Raw genomic sequence first — 16,169 nt, 5'->3', positions numbered from 1 at the left:
TAGAGGAATGAGGATGGGGGCGAAGCATAAAAAACAAAAGCCGTCCCCTCAATAGAGCCGGCTTTAGGATAATTTTAAAACAGTTTTTCCTGCGGAGGTGTTACGCCTGCCAGGCGGAGGTAAACAGTGGCCTGCCCTCTGTGATGTGTTTGGTGCTCAAAAGCTTTGTAAATAGCCTGTTCTTTGGTGATCTCAAATTTTCCAAACAGGTTAATTTTGTCATTCAGCTGAGCAGCTGGTATCTTTTGGATACTTGCAATTACAAAATCATACCCGTCCATAACGGCTTTGGTTACAGCTGCTTTGGATTTGTCAGCAGATTTTTCTGATTCCCCAAAACCAACAGGACTCTTTTGTCCGCTGACGGCGGAGATAAATCCATAGTTTGCATCCGTCAGGTGGAGGAACTGGTCTGCGAATGAACGCATTTCAGGGGTTGGTTTCAGGCTGTAGTCTTTATCCGGCATCGCATCCAGGTATTCTTTGGTGTAGGCCTTTGCTCTTTCCCATTCTTTTACCAGGACTTCGGTTTGCGACTGTGCTTTGGCATTGCTGGTGGCGCCCAGCAATACCGCAAGGAGGTAGATCGTTGCTAACTTCATGAATTACAGGTTTTAGAAGCCGAATTTAGGTAGGTTTTGTTATTTCCAGCAAAAAGGTTTGTTTCAGCTGATCCCCTTTACCTCACCCTTTACCATCTCACGTAAAAAGATCTCTTTTACCTTCGCAATCTCACCCTCATATATACTTTTCTTCCTTGTGCCAAAATAGAGCGTGTTTTCGTGTATTTTGCTCCCTTCCCATATCAATTTCACCTTGCCCTCTTCCAGCTCCTTTTTAGCCAGAAAATCGGGTACTACAGCGATCCCATCTCCTACACTCAGGCATCGTAAGATTGAGCAGATATTCGGCACGATATAATTCGGTTTAAAATCCGGTCGTTTATCGAAATTATTAAACCAAAACCGCCGCAGGTGTTCCATATCCCCGGTTGTTCCATACCAGGTCTGTTGTTTGAGCCAGTCCAGTATGCCTGATCTGTCGTCCGCTTTCAGCAGTTTTCCGAACTTAGTTGTATTCGTCTTCGCACCACCTACCACGACAATTCTTTCTTTAAAGAATGCCTCATACTTTAATTGAGGATAATCCCCTTTTTGTGGCGTAATGATCAGGTCGAGAATGCCTGCATCCAGATCGCTCAGCATTTCCGGATACTCCCCGAATTTAATGATCACATTAAACGGCAGGGTCGGTAGATATGGCTCCAGTGTAAACTGAAAGGTTTCAAAACACATTCCTACACTCACCGTGGGCCTTTCCGCTTCAGTACTTCTGTGAAAGTGTTGCTCCGCCTCTTCCAGCTTATTCAGGGCATCTAAAATATAGTTGTACAGCAGCTTTCCACGTTCGGTGGCAATCAACTTACGGGAAGTTCTGTCAAACAACTTATAGCCTACATAGGCTTCCAGCGAACTGAGATGCAGACTGATGCCCGGTTGTGACACGTACAGCGCTTCTGCAGCACCTGTAAGACTACCAGTCTCATATATAGTTTTAAAGGTTCTAAACCATTCGAGATTTACCATCTATCAGAATTATGATACAAAGGTATAATTTATATTATTTTAATAGTAGATGTAGGGGTAGTAGTTTTGCATCGTAAATAAAAACGACAATGAAAAAGATCTTCGTGATAAATGGTGGACAGGTATTCGGTCACTCCGGTGGCCGGTTTAATAAAACGATTTCTGAGGCCACCAGGGCCTTCTTCGATAAGGAGGAAGGATATGAAGTACGCTATACCGACATCAACGATACATACGTTCCGGAAAAAGAAGTAGAGAATTTTGTATGGGCAGATGCTGTGATTTATCATACACCTGTATGGTGGTTTGGTCTGCCGCATGAATTTAAGAAATACCTGGATGTAGTTTTCACCGCTGGTCAGGGCAAAGGCATCTATCGCAGCGATGGACGTAAAGCAGAAAATCCTGCTATCAACTATGGTACCGGCGGTATGCTGCATGGCCGCAAATACCTGGTCACAACTTCGTGGAATGCACCTGCTACGGCCTTTACATTACCCGGAGAGTTCTTTCTGGAAAAGTCAGTAGATGAGGGGGTACTCTTTGGGTTTCATCGCATGAATGCCTTTACTGGTATGACTCCGCTGGAAAGTCTGCATTTTCATGACGTAGAAAAGAATTCAGATATTAATAGAGATTTAAGCAGGTATAATGACCATCTGCAAAAAGTATTTACGAATAATTAAAGTTTTATTGTGGCTACTAACTTTTAGAGGTTTAAAAGTTAGTAGCCTATTTTAATTCGTAATCTCCTCCACGGTGTATTGAAAAAATACACCATGCAAGAACTGAAAATACCAGTAAAGTACACGGACATTTAAAGAAATAAGCCCAATNNATTGGGCTTATTTCTTTAAAGAACGTTATTTAATATCCACCTGATAGAACTATCCTCGTTTCATTGAGTGTATCTTCATTTAAAACCCGGCCCAACTTAACCAGCCGCGTTTCATTGTGCTTTTATTCAATGCTATGATCGCCTCTTCGAGATATTCGTTGACGTTATCTTTATTCAAACCCAGATCCTCTGCAATCACCCCCTGCAATAACAACGGTGCTATATGTCTGCCACCTGCCATCAAAGCCGGTCTTACTGGTGCTTTTGCCCAATGCTTTGCCAGCTTTATTGCTGAATCAGGCTGATCATTCTTTGCTGCCAGTTCTGCACCCAATGCATATGCTTCATCAGAATCATATTCCTCTTCTGCCAGTCTTTCAATCATTTCAAGTGCCAGCAATTCTTTGTAAGCTACCGGAAACTCATCTTCTGGCTGAAGATTTACTGCATGCAGCGTGTCGTTCATAAAATCAGTGACATCTTCGTAATTCTCCTGTACAGGCAGTGCCCTGTTTTTAAACATACCAGCTGTAATAAAAGCCTTTCTCACCAGGTTTACGCCTGATAGTGAAGTCCAGGGCATTGCTGGCATTTCATACGCCCACTTATCTATGGCAATATAATTTCGCATAGATCTTTCAATCTCATCTATATTCCCTAACTCAAAAGGTACATCCGCAGGTACAGCACCTGCCGCAGACCATAACACCGTAAATGCAGTATCTGCCAGCCAGGTATCGCGTTCATGCCGCCTTTTGAACTTCCATAGTTCCTGCAATAGCCGGTTGCCTTCTTCAAGAAAGCCGCCAGTAGCCACAAACAGCGCAATCTCCGTGACTTTGCAATAAATGTGTGCTCTCCTTCCTTTTTCGATTGTTCTGAGATTGTCTGTAGTCAGCATAGGCTAAAGTTATAAAAAAATACCAATGATTATTTAATATTTACCAATAAACCCGTGCTGCTATCCGGAATTTTGTCTAAAATTATTCAACAATGCAAATCGATCCCAATAGCCTCATGCGGGCAATCCTAAAAGTAAAGCGCAGAGAACAACTGACCCCTCATTACATCCGGATTATCCTTACCGGCGATGATATCCAGATTTACCAGAGAGCCGAAGCAGGAGACAATAATAAGATTATTATCCCAAAGGATAAATCTGTTCCTGTCGAATTGCCTGATATGGCTACGCGTAGTCTGTTTGATTATCCCAACCAGATAGTGAGAACATATACCTTACGATCATTTGATGCGGAGAAAGGGGAGATGGCTATCGACTTCGTCGTGCATAAAAATCCCGGTCCTGCATCTGCCTGGGCTATGAATGCTGAACCCGGTGATGAACTTGGTGTGCTCATGAAAGCTAATAGAAAAAAGCTTATGCGGTCTGCAGAAGATTATTATTTCTTTGGTGATCATAGTGCTTTACCAGTTATCAGTGCATTGCTGGAAAAGCTGGGCCCTGCTGCTAAGGGCCATGCGTATATTGAAGTGCATGGTGCTGAAGATGTGTTACCGATCAACAAGCCGGCGGGTATTGACATTACCTGGTTGTATAATGAACATCCCGGTGATACTTCCGGTTTACCTGCAGCATTTAATGCAATTGAAAATACGCTGCAAGGTAGTTCATATATCTATGCATTCGCAGAACATGGAGCTGTGAACGAAATACAGGATAAACTCCGGAAACATACAAGCGTGAAGCGTGATAGCTGGCAGGCGTACGGTTACTGGAAACATGGCGAATCGGAAGATCGTTCTATGATGGAACGTGCGGCTACGATGTCAAGGTAAGGGTTGTCACGACAACACCGCTTTCTTATATGCCGTAGGACTCATCTGGTAAAACTTCTTAAACGTTTTCAGAAAATGACTTTCATCCGTAAACCCAAAGTCATGACTGATCACCGAAACGGGAACATTGTTCTTCCTGATCATACGGCCTATCATCACCATCCTGCACTCATTGATATATGCCTTCAATGACTGCCCCATATGCCGCTTAAAATACGCGCCGATATAGGTAGCAGGAATATTGAACACCTCCGACATATGCTGTGAAGTGAGCAGCAACGGTAGCTTCATATGCTTATGTATATGCTTGACCATCTGGTCAACAATGAGCCTGTCAGGATTGGGATACCGCCTGTCTGTCAGGTTACGTTCCATAATCACGATGAGCGAAACCAGCTGATGTAAGATCAGTTGTTCATTCAGCATCGTCTGATCTTTCATGGCTTCCACTGCATTGAAGATATGTGTCACAATGACCTTATCTTCAGTGCTCAGCGGAATGTAGGCATTCAACGGCGATTTGGCACTGGCCATTACTACGCCATCAATATCCCACTTGTTGACATATGTTTTTAGTAATGAGCGCAGGTCGTCACTAAACTTGATCAGCGTTGCCTTTGCCACGCGGGGAATCAGGAATGAATGTGGTTCGCCGGGTGCAATAAAAAAGAGATCTCCTTTTTGAAAAGACACCTCCTGGTTACGAAATATATGCTTGCCTGTTCCGGAACGGATGAGGAAGAATTCATGATAGGTATGGCTATGGGTAGTATATGCTTCTGTCAGGATTTCCCTTGTCTCAATAATTACCGGTTCGAATTGCCTGTACTTGATCATATTTGCAAGTTACATACTTAACTATTCAGAAACGCTAATATCTGTATCTGGGTACCGGTGACCTACCTAACTATTCAGAAACGCCAATATCAGTTTCGCCGCTATTTCCGGCTGCTCCCCTGATAAATGTCTTTGCGTCACCTCTCCCAGATATCCGCCATGACCACCGGGCAATATCGCCAGCTGTGCCTTCGGAAATAATCTAAACATCTCCACAAAATGCTCCGGCACCATCACATCCTGATCCCCTCCAATAATGAGGGTAGGGGAGGTAATATTCCTAAGCATCTCATCCGGCCAGTCCTGAAAGCCCAACATCCTGTCACGATCACGGTTATGCATGATCTCCAATGCTGCACGATCATTATTGATAGCCAGGTATGCCTCCTGCAATCCCATCGGCATATTATCCAGGCTGGCAGTATTCATAAAATCAAAGAAACCTTTAAACAGCCCATCTCTCTTATAAAACGAAGATGCGATCACCAGCTTTTTTACCACCTGCGGATGTCGTGCGGCCAGTTGCATAGCAGTATTCCCGCCATTGCTAAACCCCAGTATTTCTGCCTGTGGAATATTCAAAAAAGCCAGTAATGCAGCTACATCATCTGCATCCTGTTCAAAACTGGTGGGAGTGCCCCGGTCTTTCGTATGCCCATGTGCCTGTAGCTCCATGGCAATGATCTGGCGATCGCCAGTCAGCAGGGGAATGAAATAGCCAAAATTGCTCTCAATAGTAGAGCCGCCACCATGAATCAATACCAGTGGATCTCCACTGCCATAAATTTCATAATAGAGGTCTAATCCATTTGCGGGTGCATATCCGGAAGTCGTGGGTTTCATAACAGGAATTTATTTAAAATAATTAATCCAGATGAGTCGTACAATTATACAGGTCGCAGAACCATTCAGTATCATCTACCACAAGTCTTGATACGCCTGTATTCTTCAGGTGTTCGGTCAGTTCAAATTCAGGTGTCAGGTGACGGAGCATATGGCGGATAAAGCTTCCATGACTCACGATGAGGATCCGTTTGCCGGCATGTTCTTCCAAAAGGTCTTTCATAAATGCTACGCCTCTTTCGTATACAGCATCGGCACGTTCCATTCCCAGATCCAGCTGGCGCCAGTCGGGTCCCCATTTGGCAATTCTGTCTTCTTCCACCGTACCTTCTGTCTGACCACCGGAAACTTCGCGCAGTCTTTCATCTGTCAGTACCGGTGAGAGGCCGATGGCTTCAGCAATGATTTCTCCGGTTTTTTTCGCCCTGGAAAGATGACTGGTGTAAATAATATCCCAGGGTTGTTCAGCTGCCAGTCTGGCCCCCAGTTTTTGTGCCTGTTCAATACCCTCTTCATCCAGCGGTATATCTGTGCTGCCTTGCATTCTGCCTTGCTTGTTCCATGAAGTACTTCCGTGTCGGATGATTGTGATACGTGTCATAGGTCCTAATGAATGTTGATAGGACAAATGTAATCAAGGAGGGGGGCTTTTACAATAACTCCGCCTCACTTATCAAATTATTCTTTAACGCAAACACGACCACTCCAGCCGTATTCTTTACATTCATTTTTTCCAAAATCCTTGTCCGGTGACCTTCCACTGTCCGTTTGCTCAAAAATATCTTCTCCCCGATCTGCTGGGCAGTATACTGTAAACAAATCAACCGGATAATCTCCTTTTCCCGATCCGTAAATATAATCGGGTGTGCATCACGGTAAGGGTTGAACCGGCTCCTCACAATCATCGAAGCCAGCTTGGAACTCGTCTGTCTGCAATAAAAGATCTTATCGTCAAACACACTGGTGATCGCTTCCACAATTTCCTGTTTATCTGCATTTTTAAGCAAATACCCTTTCGCCCCTGCCTCCAGCATCTCCACAATCAATTCCTCTTCATCAAACATAGAAAGCGCAATGATCCTGATATGGGGAAACCGTTGTAATAAAGTGCGGGTAGCGGTAATGCCATCCATCAATGGCATTTTCAGATCGGTCATGACCACATCTACTGCTGTCGTTTCCAATAGTTCCAGCAATTCCCTGCCATCACCTGCCTGACCTACCAGATTAATATTTGGTTGTCTGGAAAGCATCAGTGCCAGGCCATCACGGAATATCTCATGATCATCAGCTATCACTAATCGGATGTCGTACATGTTAGTTGAATCTTTTGGGGGTAATGGTATCGGTATGATGGTAAAATTACATCATCCTGCGGGAATTTTAATGAAATAGTTCGTTCCCTGCCCCGGGGCAGATTCAATCGACAAATGCCCATGCAAAATATCCGTTCTGATTGCCAGGCTTTTCATCCCCAATCCGGTAGATTCTGCTTTTACTTTCCTCACGTCAAATCCTATCCCGTCTTCTTTGACCAATACCAGGAAGAACCCGTTTTCACGGCTCAGTACGATCTGTAACTGGGTGGCTTTGGCATGCTTAAGGGTATTATGAGTGATCTCCTGGATAATACGGAACAGATGGATCTCTTTCTCTGCCGGAATACTGATCTGACCGGAGGTATGAAACCGTATATCCAGCTGGGCTTTGGCAGAAACCTGTCTGATAAATTCATGAATAGCATCCGTCAGTCCTTTCCTTTCCAGGGTAGCGGGCAGCAGGTTGTGAGAGATCTGCCGCAATCCCCTGATAACCTCGTCGATATAGGTACCCGAACGGGCAATGACCATTTTATCATGTTCATCATGCACCTGGATACTATTGATGTTCAGCTTGATGGTAGAAAGTAGTGGCCCCATGCTGTCATGCAGATCTGCAGCAATACGTTTACGTTCATTTTCCAGGATGGTGATTTCCGCTACAATCCGCTCCCTTTGCAGCTGTATATACCTGCGGTGGTAGAGAATAATGGAGACGACAAAGAATATGATAATGACCGCTATCAGCAGTGAAATAAAGACGGTCGTATAAAAGATCTTATCATCCATGGGGCATTGACGATGCTACGCTTCAAAGTGTTTTTTAAAGTAATAAGCAGTCTTGACGGGGATAAACAACACCGCGAGCACATAGATCAAATTTACAAAAGCATTGATATAGTTGAACATAAAAACAATCTTGAGGGTCAATATAGTATCTGACCCCACGAAGAAGGAGGCTTCATAGATGATCTGGTAAATAAAAATGATGATAAATCCCATGCAGATGAGAAAACGGGAGTTACGCAACAGGTTCTTGTTGTCCTGAACAATAAGGTAATTAATTTCATTGATACTGAGCAACACGGCAATGAATGCATACGTGACCCTGAAAACAGGGCTGAAATTTTCGATCTGTGAAAAGAATAGATTCTCAGTGATCCATCCGGCAGTGAGGCTTGCGGCAAGTACGATATAGAGACGGTACTTCCGTTTTAGAAACCCCCATATATAAAACTGATACAGTACAACCATACATTCTGCCAGCCCATATAGGTTGAAAGGTATCGCATTGCTGGTGTTGAGTACTTCAATGCAAATAAAGCTGATAGATTCCGAAATGAAAGCCAGGGCAAGCAAAAGGAGGAAGGGCTGATAGCTGGTCACTGTTTTGTTAAAGCGTATCAGCCCTATCACTAATGGGATAATTACAATCTGGCTGACAAAGAATGCGCCTAGATTATTCATTTATTTGGGTTGTACGACATCTTTACAAAGTGGAGGACAACGTTGTCCGCTTTCCATTGCCTGCAGGTTACCCTGTGCTTTTGCGGATTCGATACCTGGTACATTGAGGGCGGTTTCACGGCTTACGAGGGTGGTATGGATATCATTGCCTTTGCGGTCTACCGGCAGTAATACCAGTCTTACCTGGCCTTTTTCATCCTTACCGAGGTAAATGCGGACACCATCTGCGCCTTTGGCATTCAGCAGAGCGGCAATAGCATCACGGTTGAACATTTCAGCATTGGGAAGGTTGAAAGCGCTGTCGAGATAGTTGCCTGGCAGGCGGGCCTGCAATTCTTTTTTACCACGCTGGAACCCGGTAATGAGGTTGTCAGCTTCCTGCTGAGAGATCACATGACGGCTGGCGCGTGCTTTGTCCAGCGGGATCTGAAAATTGTCGGGGTTTCCAGGAGTACATCTGCTAAAGCATAGCAGTAGTAAAACCGGCGCAAAGATACGGATGGAATCGTGGTGCTTCATAAATAAGCGTGTTTTGTAATGATTGATAATGCAAACTAGAAGAATGGGGCGATAAAGAAAAGCGTATAAATACCTGTGTTGTAAGGGTAAATATAACTTATTATCTGCATTTCGCTTTTGGCATTGATTGGCGGCAGCTATTGCTGCCACCAATCAATGCCACTTAAATTGTGTGAATGACTGCCGGAGGTCGCAATTCACACAATTTGATGTTTTCTTTCATACATAAACCTTGGCCTACCAGGCCACTTTGCCTGAAAAATACTTTCATCTGGCTCTTATTCCTCAACTGTAACCACTTTACTTTTGCACCCTTACATGCCACAGAGAAAACCATCCAACTTTAGTCCGCAACAGCAGCTTCACAGCCTGGATGCCAGACTCGTTCTGTCACTACAACGCCTCAGCGACATGCTGAAAGCCTTGCAATGGGAGCAGGCGCGTACCCTGGGGCTTACCCCCCTGCAGTTACAAATCCTCCTCTTCATTGGCTACCATCCGGCGGAACTGAACAAAGTGGCGCACATTGCCACCGAATTACAACTTAGCCGACCTACCATCAGCGATGCTGTCGCCTCTCTTGTTTCGAAAGGCTTACTGGAAATGCAACCTGACAAACGTGACAGGCGTAGCTTCTCTATGTTGCCTACTGAAGTGGGGCGGGACATCCTGCTCAAAGCAGAAGAATATGTATTACCCTTAACTGAAGTATTAGAAAAACGTCCTGCTTTTGAAAAAAACAACCTCTATCAAACCATCTTTGCGATGATAGCAGGTTTTATGAACCAGGAAAGCGGTGAGTTACAAAGAATGTGTTATACCTGTGCACATTATCAGGGCAACAAAAAAAGACAGCACAACTGTCTTTTCCTGAACAAATCTTTAGCTTCGGCAGAACTGCAGATTGATTGTATGTATCATTCTACATTGTCATAAAAAAATTCATTCCCGCATTCCCATAAAAAAAGGAAAAGGCAGTATTACTGCCTTTTCCGGTTAAATTACCATATCCAAGTATAATAGGGCTTGTCAATGTACTTTGTTACTCCAAAGTATGAGAGGTTTTTTTCAATATAAAATCTTCTATAAATTTATCGTTGTAAAATTTTGGCCAGTTTATCCAATCCCTTCACTATAGCATTTTCTTCCAGAGAAGCAAATCCTAATCTCAATCCTGTTTGCCCATTATAGTGTGGAGCATAAAAGCTATTGGGGTTTACGATATAAATTCCAGCTGCGTGCAATTGTGAAATCTGAATCGGCTGGTGCAAGCGGATCCAGATAGCCAGCCCACCTTTCGGAATCGTAAAATCTGCAATCCCCGTAAAGTTCACTTCCAGTATACCTGAAGTCAGTGTCAATCGCTTTTTATACGTGGCATGTGTCTGTTGCAGGTACCTTCTGATCTCGCCTTCCGCCATCAGGTTGGCCATTCCCTGTTCAAGCAGTCGATCACGTTGCTGACTCACCACCATCTGGCAGGATGCCAGTGAATGGATAAATTCAACAGGACCATATACAAAACTCAAGGGTATTGAAGGTGCCACACTACCGATATATACGACATTGTCTGCATGCGGCATACCCGCTACCGGCAATACCGGTTGTGCATCGAAGTGATAATTATGATCATAATCATCCTCAATGATCATAAAATGATATTGTTCACTCAGTTCCAGCAACAGCTTACGTCGTGCTGCTGGCAGCGTAGTCGTGGTAGGGTACTGGTGATGCGGAGTGATGTATACTGCTTTGAGGGATGTATGCTGACAAACTACTGCCAGTGCTTCCACGTCAATGCCCTGTTCATCAACCGGAATATAGTGGAGATGAGCGCCGGTGAGCCTGAAAGCTTCCCATGCTGGCTGATAGCCGGGATGCTCTACCGCTACATGATCACCTGGGAATATCAATGTCTGCGCTACGAGGAACAGGGAGTCCTGGTGCCCGTGGGTGACACAAATATTCTCAGTCACAGCAGCGAGGCCCCTGTCGTTGTTCAATATCAGGTTGATCTCCTGTAGCAGTTGCTCATTACCCCTTTCGTTGTAATTCTTCAGGTGCAATTTGGTGGTTTGCTGGTGCAGGATCTTCCTCACTTCGCGGGTGATCTCCGGTATTGGCGACAGACGTCCATCTGGTTGACCTTCGTCGAATACGGTATCAAATGTACCATTATTATAAGGTAGCGGCTGTGGTGGTGCAAACTTACGGAAAGTGATGTCCAGCGAGGGTTTCGCTTCTGCCTCAGGAGTATCTGGCGAAACCAGTTCCTGGGGTATGGGATCACTAATCCTTGTCCCACTCTTATATTGAGTGGCAATCCAGCCTTCAGCGGCTAAATGTTCATATGCAAGAATGACGGTGTTACGGTTCACGCGTAGTTGCTGGGCAAGCACGCGGCTACCGGGCAACTGAGCGCCGGGCAACAGTCGCCCCCGCTTGATTTCGTTAATGATGTACGATTTGATCTGCTGATAAATCGGAACCTCACTATTCACTGACAATTGTAGATGTACCTGACTATGATGCTTCATGGTTGGCTTAAGGTGTTCCTACCATATACGCAGTAGAAAAAGTTACGGTTGTTAACGATTTGTAATTTTGGGAGGGTTTTTGAAAGTTTTTTTCTTTTCTTTTTTTGGGTATGAAAGGGCATCCCCTCTTTTGGGAGATTTATCATACTTTTACGTAATGGATGCAGTAATGATAGAGAAAGCAGCAAATGCAATTGCAGATAAACACCGTTTATCCATATTGCTGGCGGCTTCCAGACAGTCTGCTATACAGTGTTGTGATATCACAGAGCTGACTGGTTTGTCCCAACCCACAGTTTCACATCATATAAAGATATTGGTAGACAGCGGTATATTAATATATGATAAGACGGGAAGAAACGTACAATTGACAATTAATAAGGAGATGATGAAGTACCTGAGTTCGTTTTTTTCTCAATTGAGTTAAGAGGTAGCTGATGACATTTAAGGCCTTTCTATAAAAGGAGTTTATACCCGTTTGGTACCTTTTTGATTTTCATTAAGAATTAACTCATTAGCTTTCTTGCCAGCCGGCCAACTGTCTTTAACCCATCTTCCACCGTTTTACTCCACGGGTTACTATAACTTATTCTCAAACAATTTGTATACCTATCCTGTAGGGAGAAGATCCTGCCCGGTGCAAAAATAACCTTATGCTTCAGGGATTGCTCATACAATTCAAAAGTATTGATCTTTGGATTCAATTCTATCCAACACACAAATCCGCCTCCGGGCCGGGTTACACAGGTGTCCTCCGGAAAATAATCGGAAATAGCCTGTAAATGCCGCATAAACTGGGTATGCAAAATTTTTCGCATTCCTCGCAGGTGATGCTCATACCGCCCATTTTCCAGAAAACACGCAATGGCAGCACTGGGCAAAGAAGGAGAGGAGATAGCACGGTTACGTTTAATCCGTAATACTTTTTCTTTATAACGCCCCGGCAATGCCCATCCTACCCGATACCCCGGCGCCAATGATTTGGAAAACGAATTACACAGCAGCACTAACCCGTTTTTATCAAAGGTTTTACATAACCCCGGTCTTTCTTTACCAAAGTACATATCACCATATATATCATCTTCTATCAGCGGTATATCATATTTTTCTAATATTCTTACCAGCTCCTGCTTATGACTATCCGGCATGCAAGCCCCCAGTGGGTTAGTGAAATTGGTCACAAAGAGGCAGGCCTTTACCTTAAACTTAGGAATCGCTTTATCCAGGTAATCTAAATCTACCCCTGTCAAAGGATGTGTAGGTATCTCCAACACCTTTAACCCCAGGTTCTCTGCCAGCTGCAGGAAGCCGTAGTAGGTGGGACTTTCCACGGCAATCGTATCTCCGGGTTGCGTCGTCGCAGAAAGACATAATGATATGGCATCAGAGCAACCCGCCGCAATCACACTATCATCTTCCGTCACCGCACCACCCCATCCGATAGACATACGTGCTATTTGTCTGCGCAGGTCTTCATTGCCCTGTGGACTGTCATAGCCCAACCCTCCATTCGGTAATCTATGAATAGCCTGTACCATGGCCTTGGTCATCTTGGCAGCAGGGAGTTGTGCGACGGGAAACACGGCAGAAGAAAATTTCAGGATCTCAGGATTGGAACCATGTAAATACATGCGCGAGATCATTTCATGCACCGTTACTTCAGACGGCTTTTTGACGGCCTCTGTTTGTTTCGGTAGTTCCGGCATGCGCCGTGGACTGTAGGTGACGTAGTAGCCTGATTTGGGTCTGGATTCAATCATGCCTTTGCTTTCCAGGTGATAATAAGCCTGGAAGGCAGTGCTCATGCTCACGCCTTGCTCTTCACTCATGTTGCGTACAGACGGGAGTTTGTCTCCTGTTTTTAATACCTGTTTGATGATGAGTTGCTCTACATTCTCTGCAATCTGCAAGTATAGATGGTCGGCAGTTTTTAACATGTGATTGAATTTCTGATATGGTCAAATGTAAGAAAAATAAATCTGTTTGTTTTTAGGAAAAATAATTTTGTGCAACTAAAAAATTGCATAAATTAGCGCAACAAAAAAGTTGCTTAAATGGACGAGTTGTTCAAAGGCATTGCGGACCCGCTTCGAAGGGAAGTCCTTGACCTACTTCGGAAGGCCCCTCTCAATATAAATCAGATCAATGATCACTTCGGCAATATCAGCCGTCAGGCGGTCTCAAAGCACTTGCAGTTGTTGGAAGATACTGGTTGGATCCGTATTTATCAGGCAGGTCGTGAGCGCTTCGGGTATCTGAACAGATCTGCCTTCTTTGCTTTTAAAGAATGGGTAGAGGAGTACATTCAATGGGGCGCGCATTCAATAGACAATGATCATGGTGTTTTTCTTGATAACACGGATTATAAAAAAGGTACGCCGCTGACGCAACCTGTCATGCTACAGGCCTTGCTGAGTAAGGATAAAAATTTCGATGGGGTATTTTATACTGCTGTCAAAACAACTGGCATCTTTTGTAAGCCTTCCTGCGCTGCCAATCCGAGGCCGGATAATGTGATATTTTATGAAAACAGGGAGGATGCTGTGAAGAACGGGTATCGGGCTTGCAAGCGGTGTAAGCCTTAGTTTTAAGTTACGGTGTAAACTTTAGGTTCAAGTTACAGTGTAAACTTTAGATTCAAGTTACAGTGAAAGTCTTAAGTTCAATTACGGTCTAGCCCTTTTTAAGTTACAATGTAAGCTTCAGGTTCAAATTACAATGATCGCGCACATGAAAATTCACATACCAGTCACCGACCATGCTAATTTTTCCTTCGCAGAATGCCTGGTATTCCTCAGTCGTTCCGACAAGGAATGTCTGCATGAAGTAGACGGGAATATCCTCCGCAAAGTGATTGTGGTGAATGGTAACCCTGTGCTTACTGCCATTACAGATGCACCCCAAAAGGAAGGACTACAGGTAGAAATATCCGCTGATGCTGATAATATAGATACCAATTACATCAAAAACTATATCACTCACTGGTTACACCTGGATGCAGACCTCCATCCATTCTACAAGTTCGCAAAAAAGGACGGCGTGTTATCGCCCCTCATCCAGCAATACAAAGGTCTCCGATTGATCGGAATTCCCGAACTGTTCGAAGCCCTTACCTGGACCATCACCGGCCAGCAGATCAATCTTTCATTTGCATACACACTAAAACAACGATTGATCCATGCCTATGGTGCTGCAATTTCCTCCGGCAATAAGACATATCATGTCTATCCTCAACCAGCTACAATCGCAAAGCTGGAGCCTGCTGACCTCATCGCGATGCAGTTCTCCCGTAGCAAAGCTGATTACATCATCTCTCTGGCCAGGGCGATGGCTGAAGAACGCCTTACCCTCGCACATTTACAATCACTCGACTACACCGCTGCCCGTGAATATCTGATTTCATTCAAAGGCATTGGCAACTGGTCCGCCAATTACGTGCTGATGAAATTCAGCCGTTACTGGCAGGCATTGCCACTGGAAGATGCAGGTTTACACAATGCGTTGAAACAACAATTGCAATTACCAGCAAAGCCTTCACTGGCCGAAATTAAAGGATATACACAGCACTGGCAGCAACATGCTGCTTATGCAACATTCTATTTATGGAGATCATTACAACAATAAATGATATGGAACAGTACTATTACTTTACCCCCACACCCGTAGGCAGTCTGTTGATCATAGGCACGAATAAGGCGATCAATGCACTCAGTATCCGTGATAATGATAAGACTGATCTGCCAGTCTTGAGTAAGACAGAGTTGCCTGATGTATTCGTGCAATGTGTTGCAGAGATGGATGCTTATTTTGCGGGTAGTCAGAAGGGATTTACGTTTCCTATTGCGCAGGAAGGTACGCCTTTTCAGCAGTCTGTATGGGATAGGCTGTTGACCATTCCGTATGGGCAGACGACTACTTATTTGAAGCTGGCAAAGGATTTGAATAATCCTAAGGCGATTCGTGCGGTAGGGAGTACTAATGGCCGTAATCAGCTGTGGGTGGTGGTGCCGTGTCATAGGGTGATTGGGAGTAATGGGACATTGACGGGGTATGCAGGGGGAATATGGCGGAAGAAGTGGTTGTTGGAGCATGAGACGAAGCATAGGTTTGGTTCGCAGGGGCAGCTGTTTTAGGAGAGCCTTTGGTGTTATGGCAAAGCCTACTGGCAGAACAGAATAGCCTTAAGCAACAAGGAAGACCTATTCCTGCAGTACAGAACATTTTTCTGTGCTTAGGACAACTTTCCTTCCTGAATAGGAATATTGCGCTGTTTGTGAAGTGCATTTTTCCCTGACGGGATAAACTTCCAGGCAGGATAACCATCCCTGCAGGATAACCTTTTAGCTGGATATCCTTCCAGACTGTATTACCTCCTGACAAGATAAACCAACCCCTCTGTACCCTTAAACAAACTATTCTAGTTCTC

19 protein-coding genes are annotated in these 16,169 nt (G+C 44.4%); 7 read left to right on the top strand and 12 right to left on the bottom strand.

Annotated features, from left to right (window positions below; all coding sequences use genetic code 11):
- Positions 1–74: 74 nt before the first annotated feature.
- Both BW716_RS10025 and BW716_RS10020 read right to left on the bottom strand, forming a co-directional pair.
- Positions 75–602 (bottom strand): DinB family protein, encoded by a 528-nt coding sequence (locus tag BW716_RS10025; protein WP_083722399.1) that lies wholly within the window; start codon positions 600–602, stop codon positions 75–77.
- A gap of 63 nt (positions 603–665) precedes the next feature.
- Complete coding sequence (locus tag BW716_RS10020; RefSeq protein WP_083722398.1) at positions 666–1,586, bottom strand: LysR family transcriptional regulator; 921 nt, start codon at positions 1,584–1,586, stop codon at positions 666–668.
- 89 nt (positions 1,587–1,675) lie between these two features.
- On the opposite strand from BW716_RS10020, the gene BW716_RS10015 reads away from it, so the two are divergent.
- Positions 1,676–2,272, top strand: a complete 597-nt coding sequence (locus BW716_RS10015) for an NAD(P)H-dependent oxidoreductase (protein ID WP_083722397.1) — start codon at positions 1,676–1,678, stop codon at positions 2,270–2,272.
- Positions 2,273–2,503: 231 nt separating this feature from the next.
- On the opposite strand, the gene BW716_RS10010 is transcribed toward BW716_RS10015, so the two are convergent.
- The gene (locus tag BW716_RS10010) at positions 2,504–3,325 is read right to left on the bottom strand and encodes a hypothetical protein (RefSeq protein ID WP_083722396.1); all 822 of its coding nucleotides are present in this window, start codon (positions 3,323–3,325) and stop codon (positions 2,504–2,506) included.
- Between the two features lie 92 nt (positions 3,326–3,417).
- Here BW716_RS10010 and BW716_RS10005 point away from each other — a divergent pair, with 92 nt between their 5' ends.
- Entirely contained in the window at positions 3,418–4,221 is an 804-nt protein-coding gene (locus BW716_RS10005) for a siderophore-interacting protein (protein WP_083722395.1), read from the top strand.
- Positions 4,222–4,227: 6 nt separating this feature from the next.
- Here the strand turns inward: BW716_RS10005 and BW716_RS10000 are convergent, their stop codons facing one another.
- The 7 genes from BW716_RS10000 to BW716_RS09970 all read right to left on the bottom strand — a co-directional run bounded on the left by BW716_RS10000 (position 4,228) and on the right by BW716_RS09970 (position 9,206).
- Positions 4,228–5,058, bottom strand: a complete 831-nt coding sequence (locus tag BW716_RS10000; RefSeq protein WP_083722394.1) for an AraC family transcriptional regulator — start codon at positions 5,056–5,058, stop codon at positions 4,228–4,230.
- 66 nt (positions 5,059–5,124) lie between these two features.
- Positions 5,125–5,901 carry an alpha/beta fold hydrolase gene (locus tag BW716_RS09995; protein ID WP_143708811.1) on the bottom strand — a complete coding sequence of 259 codons (777 nt, stop codon included), beginning with the start codon at positions 5,899–5,901 and terminating at the stop codon, positions 5,125–5,127.
- 22 nt (positions 5,902–5,923) lie between these two features.
- Positions 5,924–6,502, bottom strand: coding sequence for a histidine phosphatase family protein (locus tag BW716_RS09990; RefSeq protein ID WP_083722392.1), 579 nt, complete (start codon positions 6,500–6,502; stop codon positions 5,924–5,926).
- Between the two features lie 49 nt (positions 6,503–6,551).
- Positions 6,552–7,217 (bottom strand): response regulator transcription factor, encoded by a 666-nt coding sequence (locus BW716_RS09985; protein ID WP_083722391.1) that lies wholly within the window; start codon positions 7,215–7,217, stop codon positions 6,552–6,554.
- A 51-nt stretch (positions 7,218–7,268) separates the two neighbouring features.
- Positions 7,269–8,009: a sensor histidine kinase gene (locus tag BW716_RS09980; protein WP_083722390.1), complete on the bottom strand. Its 741-nt coding sequence runs from the start codon at positions 8,007–8,009 to the stop codon at positions 7,269–7,271.
- A gap of 15 nt (positions 8,010–8,024) precedes the next feature.
- Positions 8,025–8,687, bottom strand: coding sequence for a hypothetical protein (locus BW716_RS09975; RefSeq protein WP_083722389.1), 663 nt, complete (start codon positions 8,685–8,687; stop codon positions 8,025–8,027).
- Positions 8,688–9,206, bottom strand: coding sequence for a hypothetical protein (locus tag BW716_RS09970; RefSeq protein WP_083722388.1), 519 nt, complete (start codon positions 9,204–9,206; stop codon positions 8,688–8,690).
- Positions 9,207–9,524: 318 nt separating this feature from the next.
- Between BW716_RS09970 and BW716_RS09965 the strand changes: the two genes are divergently transcribed.
- A complete protein-coding gene (locus BW716_RS09965) occupies positions 9,525–10,142 on the top strand; it encodes a MarR family winged helix-turn-helix transcriptional regulator (protein WP_083722387.1) in 618 nt (205 codons plus the stop codon).
- Between the two features lie 155 nt (positions 10,143–10,297).
- Here BW716_RS09965 and BW716_RS09960 read toward each other — a convergent pair whose 3' ends face one another.
- Complete coding sequence (locus tag BW716_RS09960; protein WP_083722386.1) at positions 10,298–11,743, bottom strand: PLP-dependent aminotransferase family protein; 1,446 nt, start codon at positions 11,741–11,743, stop codon at positions 10,298–10,300.
- A gap of 157 nt (positions 11,744–11,900) precedes the next feature.
- Here BW716_RS09960 and BW716_RS09955 point away from each other — a divergent pair, with 157 nt between their 5' ends.
- Complete coding sequence (locus tag BW716_RS09955) at positions 11,901–12,170, top strand: helix-turn-helix transcriptional regulator (protein WP_083722385.1); 270 nt, start codon at positions 11,901–11,903, stop codon at positions 12,168–12,170.
- Between the two features lie 79 nt (positions 12,171–12,249).
- On the opposite strand, the gene BW716_RS09950 is transcribed toward BW716_RS09955, so the two are convergent.
- Positions 12,250–13,680 (bottom strand): PLP-dependent aminotransferase family protein, encoded by a 1,431-nt coding sequence (locus tag BW716_RS09950; protein WP_083722384.1) that lies wholly within the window; start codon positions 13,678–13,680, stop codon positions 12,250–12,252.
- Between the two features lie 117 nt (positions 13,681–13,797).
- Between BW716_RS09950 and BW716_RS09945 the strand changes: the two genes are divergently transcribed.
- From BW716_RS09945 to BW716_RS09935, 3 genes are all read left to right on the top strand, one after another.
- Entirely contained in the window at positions 13,798–14,328 is a 531-nt protein-coding gene (locus BW716_RS09945) for a helix-turn-helix transcriptional regulator (protein WP_083722383.1), read from the top strand.
- Positions 14,329–14,473: 145 nt separating this feature from the next.
- Positions 14,474–15,367 carry a DNA-3-methyladenine glycosylase gene (locus BW716_RS09940; RefSeq protein ID WP_179091073.1) on the top strand — a complete coding sequence of 298 codons (894 nt, stop codon included), beginning with the start codon at positions 14,474–14,476 and terminating at the stop codon, positions 15,365–15,367.
- On the top strand, positions 15,346–15,876 hold the full coding sequence (locus tag BW716_RS09935) for a methylated-DNA--[protein]-cysteine S-methyltransferase (RefSeq protein WP_235643578.1): 531 nt from the start codon (positions 15,346–15,348) through the stop codon (positions 15,874–15,876). Before BW716_RS09940 ends, BW716_RS09935 begins: the two co-directional genes overlap by 22 nt.
- Positions 15,877–16,169: the final 293 nt, after the last annotated feature.

The sequence above is a fragment of the [Flexibacter] sp. ATCC 35208 genome (assembly GCF_001975825.1).
In the GTDB taxonomy this organism is placed as follows: domain Bacteria; phylum Bacteroidota; class Bacteroidia; order Chitinophagales; family Chitinophagaceae; genus Chitinophaga.
The sequence above is the reverse complement of the archived record's forward strand: the minus strand, read 5'-3'. Positions and strand labels throughout refer to the sequence as shown.